Consider the following 13,978-nt stretch of genomic DNA (forward strand, 5'->3'; position numbering starts at 1 on the left):
GTCACGGCACCCTTCGACCCGTGAAACTTCCGAAAGCGCGCGGGCCGTCGGGCAGCGGGATCTCTTCGGACATCTCCAAACTTGCCGCGTCGATAAAGATCAGGTTGTTCGATTCCCAATGCACCACGGCTACCCCTGTGCCGTCGGGCAAGGCGGCAATGCCCTCGGGATAATCGCCGGTCTCCAGCGTCGCCAGCGGCTTGAGCCCGTCGACCTCGAAGACCGTGACGGTTCCGGCATATTGATTGGTAACAAAGCCGCGTCCGCCGGCAAAAGCGATGCCGTAAGGGTGGCTGCCGGTCTCGATCCGCCCGATGGTTTCGCCCGCGACAGGATCGATCACCGTGACATCGTCGGATTGGACATTGGTCGTCCAGAGCTTTCCGTCGTGAAAGAGAACCGCGTAGGGATGGCTTCCGGTTGCGACTTTGTGTCGCAGATGGCCCGTATCGGCCGCGAAAATCGAGACCTGATCGGCATCGCGGTCGGCGGTGGCGACCAATCCGGCATCGTCGCTGAAGGCGACACCGGCAGGGGCGCGGCCGGTCTCGACGCGCCATAGCACATTCTGATCGCCATCAAGCCGCGTCAGATGCGCGCCATACCAATCCGTTACGAACAGCCCGCCATGCGGCGCGGCGGCAAGGCCGAAGGCACCCTCGCCAAGATCGCGCACCCACAAAATCTTGCCGGTCCCGTCAAGCGCGCTGAGCCGCCCGTCCTTGGCCGAGATGACATAGGCGCGCCCTGCTTGCGGATCATAGGCGACGGGAGCAGGGCCGCCGGCAACCGGCGTGAGGGCGAGCGTTTCGCCGCTTTGAAGGTCGATCACCGACACCATATCTGCGCTCTGTGATGTAATAAACGCCAGATCTTGTGGTGAGTTGCTCTCGGCCAAGGCGTCCCCGACCAAGGCCGGGAACAGCCCGATCGCTGCGCAGACAAGCGCAGCACGCATCATTGCGCGGCGCCGAACTTCTCGGTCAGCGCATCGAGACCGGCCTGATAGATCGCCGTCACGCCCGCGATTGCCGCGTCGTCATTGAGGTTCTCTGGCGGCTGGCCGTTCGGATCGCCGCGGTAAAAGCCGCCCTTCCAGACGACCTTCGCCTTGCCCCCATCGTCCTGCACGCAGAGCGTCGAGCCGTAATTCGTGACCGGCAGAACCGTCAGTTCGACCTGTTCGATGCGATAGGCGTAGCAGCGTTTCTCGGGCTGCCACTTCGACAGGATCTCGGTGATGGTGGGGTCGCCCTCGGCCTTGAGATGCAGCACACGCTGGGATTTCTCGGGCTGGTCGACCGAACCGTCTCCGGTGATTTCGGTGCTGGCGACGGCGGGATGCCAGCTCATGTCCTCGAATTTGCCGATCGCGGCCCAGACCTCGTCCGGCGTCGCGTTCAGCTGGGTTTCCAGCTCGAGTTTGAGCCTTACGGGGCCGTGAGCCAGCGCGCTCGACGCTATGGCTGCGGCCCCAAGGACCGTGAAGGCAAACAGGCGCATTCAGTTACTCCTCCCGAATGGGTGATGAATGGATGGTGATCCATCGATCGGAACGGCAAAACCGCCCGCCTCTGCGGGGGAATTGGTCCGAAAGCACAAGGATGGTGTTCCACGGTCGCGCCCGTTGGGCGCTTTCGAATCGCGAATACTCGGTCGGACCATGAACATGGGCGAAACATGCGGCGCGCGCGCGGACGCGTCCATCATACTTTCATCTCACCAAACGAAAGGCTTAGGGAAATCGCCCCGAGGCGTTCGGGGGTTATTGCGGTCTATGCGCAAGGCGATTCGCCCGCCATGATACCTGCGGGGGGAGGACAAAATGAAATCAGGAGTAGCTTTATTTCTTGCCGCTTTGGCAATGGGAACAACGGGATCGGGCATTGCATCGGCCCAGCAGGCCGCGCCGGCTGCGGGTGCTGCGGCGGCCGCAAAAGAGGTCGCGCTGATCGAGGCTGCGGTGCTGCGCGTCGACCGCGCGGGCCTGCCGCCGATTTCGCGGCTCGATCTGCCGCCCGCGGATCTCGCCTTTGCCGGTGCCAAGCTCGCGATCGACGACAACGACACCACCGGCCGCTTCATGGGTCAGGATTTCAGTGCGCTCGAAGTGGCGGCTACGCCGGAAACAGCGAGCGCCGAGCTGGACAAGATCCTCGCGCAGGGCATCCGCTTTGTCGTGGTTCTGGCCGATGATGCGATCACGCTCGCGCTGGCCGATCAAGCGGGCGACCGCGCCCTGATCCTGAACGCCAAGGCGCGCGGCGACAATCTGCGCGGGGCCGATTGCCGCGCCAATACGATCCATGTCGCGCCGAGCCATGCCATGCTTGCCGATGGTCTCGCGCAGTTCCTCATGTGGAAGAAATGGACCAACTGGCTGCTGATCAAAGGCAGCCATCCCGAGGACGAGGATCTCGCCGCAGCCTATCGCCGTGCCGCGACCAAATTCGGCGCGAAGATCGTCGAGGAGCGCACCTACGAGGACACCGGCGGCGCGCGCAGCACCGACAGCGGCCATGTTCAGGTCCAGCAGCAGATGCCGGTCTTCACGCAAAGCGCGCCGGCCTACGACATGATGATCGCCGCCGACGAGGCCGGAATTTTCGCGGCCTATCTGCCCTATCACACCTGGGACGCGCGGCTTGTCGCCGGCTCTGCGGGGCTGGTGCCGCGCAGCTGGCATGCGGCCTCTGAGGCTTGGGGCGGGGTGCAGTTCCAGAACCGTTTCGAAAAGCTCGCCAACCGGCCGATGCGAGAGGAGGATTACCAGAGCTGGCTCGCTTTGCGCATGATCGGCGAAGCGGCGACCCGTGCGCAGACCGCCGATCCGGTCGCGTTGCAAGAGTTCATGCTTTCCGACCGTTTCGAGATCGCGGGCTTCAAGGGGCAAAAGCTGACCCTGCGCGATTGGGACCATCAGGTCCGCCAGCCGATCATGCTGACCACCGGCGTTCTCGTCACCTCGGTCAGCCCGCAGGACCAATATCTCCATCAAAGCTCGGCGCTTGATACGCTCGGTATCGACCGACCGGAAACAGCCTGTAAATTCTGAGAGGATCCATGAAACTCGCCTTGAAAAGCTCGGTCGCGCTTCTGCTTTGTCTGGCCGCGACCCCGACCCTCGCCAATCGGGTCTTCGTTTCGAACGAAAAGGGCAATGATGTCACCGTGATCGACAGCACGACGCTGGAGGTTATCGGCCATTATCCGGTCGGCTCGCGTCCGCGCGGCATCACCATCAGCCCCGACGGCAAGGAATTGTATGTCTGCGCCTCGGATGACGATCTCGTTCGGGTCTTCAATCCCGAGACGATGGAGGAAATGCATACGCTGCCCTCGGGTCCCGATCCAGAGCTTTTCGTTCTGCATCCCTCGGGCAACCCGCTCTACATCGCCAACGAGGACGACAATCTCGTCACCGTGGTCGATGTGAAGACGCATAAGGTTCTGGCCGAGATCCCCGTGGGGGTCGAGCCCGAGGGCATGGGCGTCAGCCCCGACGGCAAGGTCGTGATCAACACGTCCGAAACGACGAATATGGCGCATTTCATCGATTCCCAGACCTTCGAGATCACGGCCAACGTGCTGGTCGACAGCCGTCCGCGCTTTGCCGAATTCACCCCCGACGGCAAGCATCTGCTGGTCTCGGCCGAAATCGGCGGCACGATCAGCGTGATTGATCCCGCGACGCAGGAGATCACCAAGAAGATCACCTTCGAGATCCCCGGCGTTCTGCCGGAAGCGATCCAGCCCGTCGGCGTGCGCGTCTCGCCGGACGGCAAAAAGATCTTCGTGGCTTTGGGGCCGGCAAACCGCGTGGCGGTGATCGACGGCGAGACGCTCGAGGTCAAAACCTATCTGCTGGTCGGCCAGCGGGTCTGGCAGATGGCGTTCACGCCGGACGGCAAGTTCCTTTACACCACCAACGGCAACTCCAACGACGTCTCGGTGATCGATGTCGATAAGGAGGAGGTCGTGAAATCGATCCAGGTCGGCCAACAGCCCTGGGGCGTGGTCGTCGCGCCGAATTAAGCGCGCCCCCACCAAGAGCAAACCAGAACAAACGATAAAATCCGGAGGAAAGACATGACGAAACTGCTGACCTATCTGATGCTGGTTGCGGGCCTTGCGATGCCGGCCGCCGCTCAGGAAGCCGCCCCCGCGCCAAAGCCCGCCGCCGCTGCCGAGGCTGCCGATCCGGCCGCTGCCGCCGAAGAAGAGGACGATGACGACGAGGAAGAAGAGGCCGCCGCCGCCGCTCCGGCCACCACGCAGGTCGAGCATCACGATTTCGGTCCGTCGGGGATCATGACGCGTTCGAACCGCGAGGATCTCGCACCCCTGACGCTGGCGTCGGGCAAGCCGGTCGCCGAGGCGGCCTATGACCTGAAATCGGGCGGCTACTACCGCATCAAGATGATTTCGGACGGCTCGCAGGAGCTTGCGCTTTCGGGCGGCGATTTCTTCCGCGCGGTCTGGGTCAACGAGGTCGTCATCAATGATATCGAGATCCGTCCGATGGGCGTCCATTCGATCGAATTCGACGATGCGGGCGAAGCCGAGATGAGCTTCATCGCCGTGGTTCCGGGCAGCTACTCGCTCTCGATCCCCGGATCGTCGGGCGACAGCCAGAAGGCGGTTTTCAACATCCGCTAAGGCCTTGGTCCCGATTTGGAAAAGATCGCTTGCGGTCTTTTCCGCCCCCCGCCAGTCTGGGGGGAGCGGCCATGACAGACCGCAAGGCGCCGAGCGATCCGGCGCCTTCGACTGCTTCCATAAGGCCTTGTTCCGAATGGCCCATCTCCATGAAACGACTGATCCGGCATGACAGACCCCAACGCGCTTTCCATCGAGAATGTCAGCCATAGCTTCGGGAAGGTGCGGGCGCTCGACAATGTCTCGCTGACCGTGCCGCGCGGCAGTTTCACCGCGCTTTTGGGGGTGAACGGGGCGGGAAAGACCACGCTCTTTTCGCTGGTCACGCGACTTTACACCAACAGTTCCGGCGAGATCCGCGTCGCGGGCCATGATGTGCGCCGCGATCCCGCGCAGGCCTTGGCGCGGCTCGGCGTCGTGTTCCAGTCCCGCGCGATGGATACCGATCTGACCGTGCGCCAGAACCTCGACTATCACGCGAGCCTGCACGGGATCGGACGGCGTGCCGCCCGCGAACGCATCGCCCATGTGCTGGCGCTGGTCGATCTGTCCGATCGCCGCGACAGCCGCGTTTCGGCGCTGTCGGGCGGGCAAAGCCGCCGCGCCGAGATCGCGCGCGCCCTGATCCACAGCCCCGAGCTGTTGCTTCTGGACGAGGCGACGGTGGGGCTTGATGTCAAATCGCGCGCCGAGGTGCTGGCGCTGACCCGCCGCCTGATCGCTCAGGAAAACGTCTCGGCGCTGTGGGCCACGCATATCATGGACGAGATCGAGCCCGCCGACGGGCTGGTCATCCTGCACAAGGGCGAGGTTTTGATGCAGGGCATAGCCTCGGATCTGGCAACGGACGGGCGCGATATGGCCCGCGCCTTCATCGAATTGACCGGCCAATCCGGAGGGGTCACGCCATGAGCGCCCGCAGTTTTCCGCCCCGCAGCTGGCTGACCGTCTTTCTTGGCATCGCCCACCGCGAGACCCTGCGCTTCGTCAACCAGCGCGGCCGCTTTCTGGCGGCTCTGGTGCGGCCTCTGGTCTGGCTCTTCATCTTTGCTGCAGGTTTCCGCGCGGTTCTGGGCCTCTCGATCACGCCGCCCTATCAAACCTATGTGCTCTACGAGGTCTATGTCACGCCCGGCCTTTGCGGAATGATCCAGCTGTTCAACGGCATGCAAAGCTCGCTCTCTATGGTCTACGACCGCGAGACGGGGGCGATGCGCAACCTGCTGGTCAGCCCCTATCCGCGCTGGTTCCTGCTGGCCTCCAAGTTGGTGGCGGGGGTCTTCGTCTCGATCCTGCAGGTCTATGCCTTCCTAGCGATTGCGTATTTCTGGGGGATCAAGCCGCCGCTTTACGGCTATGTCACAGTGCTGCCCGCGCTCTTTTTGTCGGGGCTGATGCTGGGGGCGATGGGGCTGTTTCTATCCGCGGGAATCCGGCAGCTCGAGAACTTCGCTGGCGTGATGAACTTCGTGATTTTCCCGATGTTTTTCGCCTCGACGGCGCTTTATCCGCTGTGGAGGATGCGCGAAAGTTCGGTGCTCTTGTACCAGATCTGCGCCTTCAACCCCTTCAGCCATGCGGTGGAGCTGATCCGCTTCGGGCTTTACGGACAGGTGAATTTCCTGTCCCTTGCAGTGGTGCTGGGCTGCCTCGCCGTCTTCTTTCTCGGCGCGGTCTGGATGTACGACCCGTCCAAAGGGCTTTGGGCGCGGCGAAAGGGGGGAGTATGAACGCATTTCTCAAAAGCGTCGCCATGGCTGCGGTTCTGGCTGCTGCATCGGTCGGCGCGGCACATGCGGCGGCGGGTGTCGATCCCGATTGGCCCTGCATCCAGCGCAAACAGCCCAATCTGTCTTTGGGCCAGATCTGGACGGGGCCGGTCCCCGACGAGGCGGTGACGGCGCTTGCGGCCTCGCCCCCGATCAAGGCCTTCGCCGAGCGTCTCGAACAGCGCCGCCTGCCTATGGCCGATGCCGAGGCAGAGATCGCCGAATTCGGCAAGACTGCCGACAACGAGACGCTGACCGCGCTGATGGTCGCGGTCACCCACGGCATTGACGGGCGCCGTCAGGCGTTGATGGGCGGGATCGGGCGTTACGGTCACAAACAGGTCGACCTCGCCGCGCAGATCGAGGCCCGCCGCGCGAAAATGGCCGGGATGGAGGCCGCCGCGAGCCCCGATTTCGACGCGATCGATGCCGAGGAAAAAGCGCTGGACTGGGATAGCCGCATCTTCACCGACCGCCAGCAATCGCTGACCTATGTCTGTGAAATGCCTGTCATCCTCGAGCAAAGGGCCTTTGCCTTGGGTCGCGCAATTGCAGGACAGCTCAAGAACTAACGTTCGGAATTTTCGAACGCTGTGATTGTCTGGCAGTGACTAACGCCATTCCGGTTTATTGTATATATCCATGTCCTGTGAATTCAACGAAGCTCTTCGAGGAAGGCTTGAGATGACCAAGGTTCTGGTTCTTTACTATTCCGCATATGGCCATATCGAACAGATGGCCGAAGCCGTCGCCGAAGGCGCGCGCGAAACCGGCGCGACCGTCGACATCAAGCGCGTGCCCGAGCTGGTGCCGGAAGAAGTCGCCCGCAACTCCTATTTCAAGATGGACCAGAAAGCGCCGGTTGCGACCGTCGCCGAGCTGGAAGGCTATGACGCGATCATCATCGGCACCGGTACGCGCTTCGGTCGTATCAGCAGCCAGATGGCGAACTTCCTTGATCAAGCCGGCGGCCTCTGGGCACGCGGCGCGCTGAACGGCAAAGTCGGCGCGGCATTCACCGCGACCGCGACCCAGCACGGCGGTCAGGAAACCACGCTGTTCTCGCTGATCACCAACATGCTGCATTTCGGCATGACCATCGTTGGTCTGGACTATGGTTTCCAGGCCCAGATGGACAACAGCAAGATCGTCGGCGGCTCGCCTTACGGTGCGACGACCATCGCCAATGGCGACGGCTCGCGTCAGCCCTCGACCGAGGAGCTGGACGGCGCGCGCTATCTCGGCCGCCGCGCCGCGAACACGGCCGCGAAGCTTTCGGCCTGACCGCAACGCAGCTTGCGCATTAAGCATTGGTGAAGGCGTCGGAGCGATCCGGCGCCTTTTGCCGTCTTGGTGCTGGCTTTTCGGCGGGGGCAGGGCCAGAGTTGGCGGGATGAAACCGCTTACGGAGGCTGTCCTGTCGTCCCGCCGAACCCGAAGACCATCCGCATCCACGCCCGCGATCATTCTGGCCGGAGGCCGCGCAACCCGTATGGGCGGCGGCAACAAGGCGCTCCGCATGCTGGGCGGAGAGACGCTTTTGACCCGCGTCATCGCCCGCCTGCAAGACCAATGCGCGCCCATCGCGATCAATGCCAATACCGACCCCGAGACTTTTGCGGAATACGGCCTGCCGGTGGTGGCCGATACGGTTGCGGGTTTTCCCGGCCCTTTGGCGGGGATTCTGGCGGGGATGGAATGGGCCACATCGCTGGGGGCCAGCCATGTCGTCAGCGTTTCGGTCGATACGCCGTTTCTGCCCCTTGATCTGGTTCACCGTCTGCGCGAGGCGGCGGGGCGGCACGGGATCGCTTTGGCGGCCAGCCCCGATCTGGTCACCGGCCGGATGCAGGATCACCCGACCTGCGGGCTCTGGCCGGTCGCGCTCAGGGGCGATCTGGCCGAGGCGCTGGAAAGCGGCTTGCTGCGGCCGGGGATGTTTGCCGCCGCCTATGATCCGGGGCGGGCGATTTTCGACAGCAAGCAGATTGATCCGTTCGCCAATATGAACACGCCCCTTGATCTGTCCGAGGCCGAGCCCCTGACCCGTACCTTGGCGGGCAGTTTGCGCGGCTTCTAGACGCCGTAGCGGCGAAGTCCGCGCCGCAGCAGGAAGGCCACGAGCTGCGAGAAAAGGACCGTCATCAGCGACAGGACCAGCAGCGCGGCAAAGACCTGATCGGTCTTCATTCGGCCGTTGGCATGGATCATCATCGCGCCCAGTCCCTTCGCGCCCCCGACCCATTCGCCGATTACCGCCCCGATCGGGGCATAGACCGCGGCCAGCCTCAGCCCCGTCGCAAGCTGGGGCAGCGCCGCCGGAATGCGCAGATGCCGCATACGGCGCGCGGGCGATGCCCCCATGACCTGCGCCAGATCCAGCGCGGCGGCGGGCGTGCGCAAAAGCCCGTCGAGAAAGGCGCTCGCGACCGGAAAGAAGACGATCAGCACCGTCATCGCGATCTTGGGCGACATGCCATAGCCCAGCCAAAGCGTCAGGATCGGCGCGAGGGCGAAGACCGGAATGGTCTGGCTGAAGGTCAGAAGCGGATGGATCACGCGGCTGATGCGCGCGCTGGATGCCATGACGACCGCAAGGCTCGCCCCCAGTCCCGCCCCGATCAGGAAACCAAGCACGACCTCGGCCGCGGTATAGGCGCTCGCGACCGCGATCTCGGCGCGGTTGAGCCAGAAGGATTGCGCCACGGCCACAGGGGAGGGCAGCAGGAAATGCGGTAGCCCCGCGAGCAGAATGATGCCCTGCCAAAGCGCCAGCGCGACCAGAAGGACGGGAAGAACGGTTCTCATTGCAGCATCCTGCGCAAAAGGGCGGCCTCGGCCTGCAGCACTTCGGGCGCATCGAAGGGGCGGGCGCGGCCGGCGGGTCTCGGGCCGGGGGCGGGTTGCTCTTCGATGCCGGTCTCGGTCAACAGCAGGATGCGGTCGCCCAGACGGGCGGCCTCGGCGGGGTCATGGGTGACCAGAAGCGTCGTGCGTCCCGCCAAAAGCTTGGCCGAAAGATCCTGCATTCCCGCGCGGTTGCGGGCATCAAGCGCCGAGAAGGGCTCGTCCAGCAGGACCAGCGGGCGCTCCTCGTAAAGGGTGCGGGCAAGGGCCACGCGCTGGCGCTGCCCGCCCGACAGCCGGTCGGGATGGTGGCCGGCGCGGTCCGACAGGCCGACGGCCTCGATCAAGGACGCGGCGCGGGCGTGGTCGGGGCTCTCGCCGCGCAATCTTGCGCCAAGGGTGACATTGCCCGCCACATCTAGCCAGCCGATCAGGCCGGGGTCCTGCGCCATCAGCGCGACCTCGGCGCGGCGGGTGACCGATCCGTCGAAGGTGACGCCGGTCTCCAGTCCCGCGATCAGGCGCAGCACAGTCGACTTGCCCACCCCCGAGGGGCCGAGCAGGCAGGTCCATTCGCCGGAAACGAGCTGCAGGTCGATCGGCCCGAAAAGCGGCGCGCCCGCGACCGAGGCCCGTCCGGTGATGCGGGCCACGATCTTTGCGGTGTCGGCTGTCACCGGCCGAGGCCCCAAAAGCCGACCTCAAGCCGCGTCGCGGTGGCGAAGCGGCGGGAGAGTTCCTGCCAGCGCGGGGTTTTCGCGGCATCGGGACCAAGGCGGCGCACCACGGCCTGATCCAGAAGCGCGCCGACATCGCGGCAGGCCTGCTGGTAATCCGCGCCCGCATAGGTGTCGATCCAGTCGCGATAGGGCGTGTCAGGCGCGGCAATTGCGGCCAAACGCAGGCCGATTTCGCCGTAACCCAGCACGCAGGGTGCCAAAGCCGCAAGCATGTCCAGAAAATCCCCCGATAGACCGCTATCGAGAACATAGCGCGTATAGGCGAGGTTGGGGATGGCCTCTGCGGTGGTCTCGAGCGCGGCGCGCGAGATGCCTGCCGCCTCGCAGATCCCGACATGAAGCGGCATTTCCCCGTCCAGAAGCGTATGCACCGTGGCCGAGCAGGCGCGCATTTCGTCAAGCGTGCCGGCCTTGACCACCGCCAAGGCCCAAGCGCGGGCGAAGTGGATCAGGAAGACGTAATCCTGCTGGAGATAGTTCAGAAACCCCTCGCGCGGCTGCGTACCGTCGGCGAGGCCGTTGACGAAAGCATGATGGGTGTAATCGTGCCAGTCGGGGGCGCAATCCGCGCGCCAAGCCGCGAAACATGTGCCGTAATCCGGTGCGGTGGATGCGGGATTGCTGCCCGCATTCATGGCCAAAACGCTCGCGGTCATTGCTTCTTCTCCTCAGCCAAAGGCTCTGCGCCGATGTCGATCGCGAAATCGGAGACGGGACGGATCTCGTCGATAAGCTTGGCCTTGAGCAGGAAGGCCTCGAAGCGGGCATAGCGGCCCTGATCCAGCGCGGCGGGGCTTTGCGAGAAGCGCGGCACGGTGTCTTTCCACGCCTGCGTGTTCAGCTCGTCCGTCAGATCGGGCGCGGTGGCGGAAAAGAGCTGCCAGCTTTCTTCGGGGTGGTTGACGATATATTGCGCGCCGCGTTCGACCGCATGCAGGAAGCGCGCGGTGGCATCGCGCTCCAGCGTCACCGGATTGGCGACGAAGATCAACTCGTCATAGGTCGGAACGCCCTGTTCCTCGACGAAGAGGCAACGGCCCGCGCCGCCCTCGATCTTCATCTGGGTCAGTTCGAAATTGCGGTAGCCGCCGATGGTGGCATCGACCTGACCGGTCATCAGCGCAGGGGTGAGCGACCAGTTGACGTTGATCATCTCGATATCGTCGATGGTCAGACCGGCATTTTCCAAAATCGCGGTGACCAGCGCGGATTCCACGCCCGAAACCGAATAGCCGACCTTCTTTCCCTTGAGATCCGCTGCTGTCTTGATCGGGCCGTCGTCCTGCACCATCAGGCAGTTGAGCGGCGTCGCGACCAGCGTGCCGACGCGTGTCAGGGGCAGGCCCTCGTGGACCTGAAGGTGAAGCTGGGGCTGATAGCTGACCGCCAGATCAGCCTTGCCTGCCGCGACCATTTTCGGCGGATCGGCAGGGTCGGCAGGGGCGATGATCTCGACCGCGAGGCCCTCGTCTTTGAAAAAGCCCTTTTCCTGCGCCACGATGATCGGGCCGTGATCGGGGTTCACGAACCAGTCGAGCATCAGCGTCAGCTTGTCTTCGGCAAAGGCGGGCTGTGCGATCAGGGCAGCAACAGCGGCTGCGATGAAGCGTTTCATTCGGTCTCTCCTTGAAGGGCCAAAAGGGCGATGTCGCCGGTCCAACGGGTGGCCAAGTGGTGGGCGGCGCGCCATGCCCGCAAGCCGGAGCGGCAGGCGATGACGGCGCGGGTGCCCGGATCGGGCAGGGGACCCTGCAGCCCGTAATCGGGCATGCGCAGGGCATCGGGGGTCGCTTTCTGCGGGGCCTCGACGGCGTCGCGCAGGTCGATGACCAGATCGGAGGCGCGCAGATCGCGGCGCGCGAGGAAACGGGGGCCGGTCGCCTCGGGGGCGCGGTCAAAGCGAAATTGCGAGAACCGCATCGCGCCGTCCATGCGGATGAACTGGCCGAGGGGCGAGGGCGCGGTGCCGATCAGTACCCCCAAAGCCATGCGCGCCTGAAGGCAGCCGAGCATCCCGACGACGGGGCCAAGCACGCCCGCGCTGGCGCAGGTCGCGATATTGTCCGAGGGCGAGGGAAACACCGCCCGCAGCGACGGCGCGCCGCCGCAATAGCCGCCGACATAGCCTTCCAGCCCCAAGGCCGAGGCGGAAATCAGCGGCTTGCCCGCCGCATAACAGGCATCCGACAGGACATAGCTGACCGCATAGCTGTCGGCGCAATCCATCACCAGATCGGCCTCTGCGACCAGCGCATCCGCGTTGGCGGGGGTCAGCCATTCGATCAGGGGCGTGACCGTGACCGAAGGGTTCAGCCCCGCCAGAGATTGCGCGGCGACCTCGGCCTTGGGCTGGCCAAGATCGGACATGCGGTAAAGCGGCTGGCGGTGGAGGTTGGTTTCCTCGATCCGGTCGGGGTCGACCAGCGTGATGCGCCCGACGCCCGCACCGACCAGATATTGCAGCGCGGGCACGCCAAGCGCGCCGGCACCCACGATCAGCACATGGGCCGCGCCAAGGCGGTTTTGCCCCTCGGCCCCGACATCGGGCAGGATCATCTGGCGCGCATAGCGGCTCATGCGGGGACTTTCGCGGCGGTTTCGTCCAACCAAAGCCGCAAGCGCCCTTCGGGGTCGGGGTTCAGGGTGATGTCGGTCACGGCCGAGACCACATCCGCACCCGCGCCAAAGGCCAGACCCGCGCGTTCGGGCGTCATGCCGCCGATCGCGATCAGGGGGATATCGCCGATCAGGCGCTTCCATTCCGAGACGCGGTCCAGCCCCTGCTCGTGCCATTTCATCTTCTTGAGGATCGTCGGCCAGACCGGACCCAGCGCGATGTAATCGGGCTCCAGCGCCAAGGCGCGGTCCAATTCGGCGCGGTCATGGGTGGAAATCCCGATGCGGATGCCCGCGCGGCGGATGGCGGCGATATCGGCCTCGTCCAGATCCTCTTGGCCGAGGTGGATGTAATCGCAGCCCAGATCGATCGCCTGTTGCCAGTAATCATTGACCACAAGCTGCGCGCCATGCGCCGCGCAAAGGTCGCGGCCTTTGGCAAGCTGGGCGGTAAGATCGCTGGGCGCGGCATCCTTGATGCGCAGCTGCACCAGTTTGACGCCAAGCGGCAAGGCACGCTCCAGCCAGTCGGCATGATCGAAAATCGGGTAGAAACGGGGGAGGGTGTGCAGCGCGCGGCTCATGCCAGAACGGCCTTTCCGAAAAGGGGGGTCGAAGGGGCGGCCATGTCGCGTGCCTCGATCGGGTCGGCCTGGCGGGCAAGGCGTCCGGCCTCGATCGCCAAAGCCATCGCGCGGGCCATTGCGACGGGATCGCCCGCTTTGGCGACGGCGGTGTTCAGAAGAACCGCGTCATAGCCCAGCTCCATCGCTTGCGCGGCATGGCTGGGCAGGCCGATGCCCGCATCGACGACCAGCGGCACATCGGGGAAATGCGCGCGCAGGCTGCGCAGCCCGTAGGGGTTGTTCAGCCCCCGCCCCGAGCCGATCGGCGCGCCCCAAGGCATCAGCACCTGACAGCCCGCATCCAGCAGGCGCGCGCAGACGGTCAGATCCTCGGTGCAATAGGGAAAGACCTGAAAGCCGTCCTCGGACAGGATGCGCGCGGCCTCGATCAGGGCCACGACATCGGGTTGCAGCGTGTCGTGATCGCCGATCACCTCGAGCTTGATCCAGGGCGTGTCGAAGAATTCGCGCGCCATATGGGCGGTGGTTACGGCTTCCTTGACGCTGTGGCAGCCCGCCGTATTGGGCAGGACCTTGACGTTCAGGTCGCGGATCAGGCTGTGAAAAGCCTGCCCCTCGCCGCCCTCACGGCGCAGCGATACCGTGGCGATACCCGCCTTTGACGCGGCAAAAGCCTCGGCGAGGATCGCGGGCGAGGGATAAAGCGCGGTCCCGAGCATCAGCGGGCTCTCGACTTCGGTGCCGTAAAAGACCGGCATGG

General features: G+C 64.6%; 17 protein-coding genes. 8 read left to right on the top strand and 9 right to left on the bottom strand.

Annotated elements, in window-relative coordinates:
• Position 1: 1 nt before the first annotated feature.
• Together ACFFUC_RS03350 and ACFFUC_RS03355 are read right to left on the bottom strand one after the other, a co-directional pair.
• Positions 2–841: a YncE family protein gene (locus tag ACFFUC_RS03350; protein ID WP_377683493.1), complete on the bottom strand. Its 840-nt coding sequence runs from the start codon at positions 839–841 to the stop codon at positions 2–4.
• Between the two features lie 116 nt (positions 842–957).
• Positions 958–1,503 carry an SRPBCC family protein gene (locus tag ACFFUC_RS03355; RefSeq protein WP_377683495.1) on the bottom strand — a complete coding sequence of 182 codons (546 nt, stop codon included), beginning with the start codon at positions 1,501–1,503 and terminating at the stop codon, positions 958–960.
• A gap of 322 nt (positions 1,504–1,825) precedes the next feature.
• On the opposite strand from ACFFUC_RS03355, the gene pedA1 reads away from it, so the two are divergent.
• From pedA1 to mobA, 8 genes are all read left to right on the top strand, one after another.
• Positions 1,826–3,055 (top strand): lanthanide ABC transporter ABC transporter substrate-binding protein PedA1, encoded by a 1,230-nt coding sequence (gene pedA1 / locus ACFFUC_RS03360; protein WP_377683497.1) that lies wholly within the window; start codon positions 1,826–1,828, stop codon positions 3,053–3,055.
• An 8-nt stretch (positions 3,056–3,063) separates the two neighbouring features.
• A complete protein-coding gene (locus tag ACFFUC_RS03365; protein WP_377683499.1) occupies positions 3,064–4,035 on the top strand; it encodes a YVTN family beta-propeller repeat protein in 972 nt (323 codons plus the stop codon).
• A gap of 99 nt (positions 4,036–4,134) precedes the next feature.
• Positions 4,135–4,659 carry a cupredoxin domain-containing protein gene (locus ACFFUC_RS03370; RefSeq protein ID WP_377683620.1) on the top strand — a complete coding sequence of 175 codons (525 nt, stop codon included), beginning with the start codon at positions 4,135–4,137 and terminating at the stop codon, positions 4,657–4,659.
• 168 nt (positions 4,660–4,827) lie between these two features.
• A complete protein-coding gene (gene pedB / locus ACFFUC_RS03375) occupies positions 4,828–5,571 on the top strand; it encodes a lanthanide ABC transporter ATP-binding protein PedB/LutE (protein ID WP_377683501.1) in 744 nt (247 codons plus the stop codon).
• Positions 5,568–6,389, top strand: a complete 822-nt coding sequence (gene pedC / locus ACFFUC_RS03380; protein WP_377683503.1) for a lanthanide ABC transporter permease protein PedC — start codon at positions 5,568–5,570, stop codon at positions 6,387–6,389. The genes pedB and pedC overlap by 4 nt, the downstream gene beginning before the upstream one ends.
• Positions 6,386–7,000: a hypothetical protein gene (locus ACFFUC_RS03385; RefSeq protein WP_377683505.1), complete on the top strand. Its 615-nt coding sequence runs from the start codon at positions 6,386–6,388 to the stop codon at positions 6,998–7,000. Before pedC ends, ACFFUC_RS03385 begins: the two co-directional genes overlap by 4 nt.
• Positions 7,001–7,112: 112 nt before the next feature.
• Entirely contained in the window at positions 7,113–7,712 is a 600-nt protein-coding gene (gene wrbA / locus ACFFUC_RS03390) for an NAD(P)H:quinone oxidoreductase (protein WP_377683507.1), read from the top strand.
• A 109-nt stretch (positions 7,713–7,821) separates the two neighbouring features.
• A complete protein-coding gene (mobA, locus tag ACFFUC_RS03395; RefSeq protein ID WP_377683509.1) occupies positions 7,822–8,508 on the top strand; it encodes a molybdenum cofactor guanylyltransferase MobA in 687 nt (228 codons plus the stop codon).
• Here the strand turns inward: mobA and ACFFUC_RS03400 are convergent.
• From ACFFUC_RS03400 to ACFFUC_RS03430, 7 genes are read right to left on the bottom strand one after another with little or no spacing between them, the layout of a single operon-like run.
• Complete coding sequence (locus tag ACFFUC_RS03400; RefSeq protein ID WP_377683510.1) at positions 8,505–9,236, bottom strand: ABC transporter permease; 732 nt, start codon at positions 9,234–9,236, stop codon at positions 8,505–8,507. The genes mobA and ACFFUC_RS03400 overlap by 4 nt on opposite strands.
• Positions 9,233–9,952, bottom strand: coding sequence for an ABC transporter ATP-binding protein (locus ACFFUC_RS03405; RefSeq protein ID WP_377683512.1), 720 nt, complete (start codon positions 9,950–9,952; stop codon positions 9,233–9,235). The genes ACFFUC_RS03400 and ACFFUC_RS03405 overlap by 4 nt, the downstream gene beginning before the upstream one ends.
• Positions 9,949–10,671 (bottom strand): TenA family protein, encoded by a 723-nt coding sequence (locus tag ACFFUC_RS03410; RefSeq protein WP_377683514.1) that lies wholly within the window; start codon positions 10,669–10,671, stop codon positions 9,949–9,951. Before ACFFUC_RS03410 ends, ACFFUC_RS03405 begins: the two co-directional genes overlap by 4 nt.
• On the bottom strand, positions 10,668–11,630 hold the full coding sequence (locus tag ACFFUC_RS03415; RefSeq protein WP_377683515.1) for an ABC transporter substrate-binding protein: 963 nt from the start codon (positions 11,628–11,630) through the stop codon (positions 10,668–10,670). The genes ACFFUC_RS03410 and ACFFUC_RS03415 overlap by 4 nt, the downstream gene beginning before the upstream one ends.
• Positions 11,627–12,592 (bottom strand): ThiF family adenylyltransferase, encoded by a 966-nt coding sequence (locus ACFFUC_RS03420; protein ID WP_377683516.1) that lies wholly within the window; start codon positions 12,590–12,592, stop codon positions 11,627–11,629. The genes ACFFUC_RS03415 and ACFFUC_RS03420 overlap by 4 nt, the downstream gene beginning before the upstream one ends.
• Positions 12,589–13,215, bottom strand: coding sequence for a thiamine phosphate synthase (locus ACFFUC_RS03425; protein WP_377683518.1), 627 nt, complete (start codon positions 13,213–13,215; stop codon positions 12,589–12,591). The genes ACFFUC_RS03420 and ACFFUC_RS03425 overlap by 4 nt, the downstream gene beginning before the upstream one ends.
• The gene (locus ACFFUC_RS03430) at positions 13,212–13,976 is read right to left on the bottom strand and encodes a thiazole synthase (RefSeq protein WP_377683520.1); all 765 of its coding nucleotides are present in this window, start codon (positions 13,974–13,976) and stop codon (positions 13,212–13,214) included. Before ACFFUC_RS03430 ends, ACFFUC_RS03425 begins: the two co-directional genes overlap by 4 nt.
• Positions 13,977–13,978 lie beyond the last annotated feature (2 nt).

Source organism: Paracoccus cavernae (genome assembly GCF_042430175.1).
Classification (GTDB): Bacteria; Pseudomonadota; Alphaproteobacteria; order Rhodobacterales; family Rhodobacteraceae; genus Paracoccus; species Paracoccus cavernae.

What these genes read in the sequence shown, in the direction of transcription:
- ACFFUC_RS03365 (WP_377683499.1), top strand. Translation starts at nt 3,064, where the DNA reads ATGAAACTCGCCTTGAAAAGCTCGGTCGCGCTTCTGCTTTGTCTGGCC.
- ACFFUC_RS03415 (WP_377683515.1), bottom strand. Translation starts at nt 11,630, where the DNA reads ATGAAACGCTTCATCGCAGCCGCTGTTGCTGCCCTGATCGCACAGCCC.
- ACFFUC_RS03355 (WP_377683495.1), bottom strand. Translation starts at nt 1,503, where the DNA reads ATGCGCCTGTTTGCCTTCACGGTCCTTGGGGCCGCAGCCATAGCGTCG.
- pedC (WP_377683503.1), top strand. Translation starts at nt 5,568, where the DNA reads ATGAGCGCCCGCAGTTTTCCGCCCCGCAGCTGGCTGACCGTCTTTCTT.
- ACFFUC_RS03410 (WP_377683514.1), bottom strand. Translation starts at nt 10,671, where the DNA reads ATGACCGCGAGCGTTTTGGCCATGAATGCGGGCAGCAATCCCGCATCC.
- ACFFUC_RS03420 (WP_377683516.1), bottom strand. Translation starts at nt 12,592, where the DNA reads ATGAGCCGCTATGCGCGCCAGATGATCCTGCCCGATGTCGGGGCCGAG.
- ACFFUC_RS03385 (WP_377683505.1), top strand. Translation starts at nt 6,386, where the DNA reads ATGAACGCATTTCTCAAAAGCGTCGCCATGGCTGCGGTTCTGGCTGCT.
- ACFFUC_RS03430 (WP_377683520.1), bottom strand. Translation starts at nt 13,976, where the DNA reads ATGCCGGTCTTTTACGGCACCGAAGTCGAGAGCCCGCTGATGCTCGGG.
- pedA1 (WP_377683497.1), top strand. Translation starts at nt 1,826, where the DNA reads ATGAAATCAGGAGTAGCTTTATTTCTTGCCGCTTTGGCAATGGGAACA.
- wrbA (WP_377683507.1), top strand. Translation starts at nt 7,113, where the DNA reads ATGACCAAGGTTCTGGTTCTTTACTATTCCGCATATGGCCATATCGAA.
- ACFFUC_RS03425 (WP_377683518.1), bottom strand. Translation starts at nt 13,215, where the DNA reads ATGAGCCGCGCGCTGCACACCCTCCCCCGTTTCTACCCGATTTTCGAT.
- ACFFUC_RS03370 (WP_377683620.1), top strand. Translation starts at nt 4,135, where the DNA reads ATGCCGGCCGCCGCTCAGGAAGCCGCCCCCGCGCCAAAGCCCGCCGCC.
- mobA (WP_377683509.1), top strand. Translation starts at nt 7,822, where the DNA reads ATGAAACCGCTTACGGAGGCTGTCCTGTCGTCCCGCCGAACCCGAAGA.
- pedB (WP_377683501.1), top strand. Translation starts at nt 4,828, where the DNA reads ATGACAGACCCCAACGCGCTTTCCATCGAGAATGTCAGCCATAGCTTC.
- ACFFUC_RS03400 (WP_377683510.1), bottom strand. Translation starts at nt 9,236, where the DNA reads ATGAGAACCGTTCTTCCCGTCCTTCTGGTCGCGCTGGCGCTTTGGCAG.
- ACFFUC_RS03350 (WP_377683493.1), bottom strand. Translation starts at nt 841, where the DNA reads ATGGTGTCGGTGATCGACCTTCAAAGCGGCGAAACGCTCGCCCTCACG.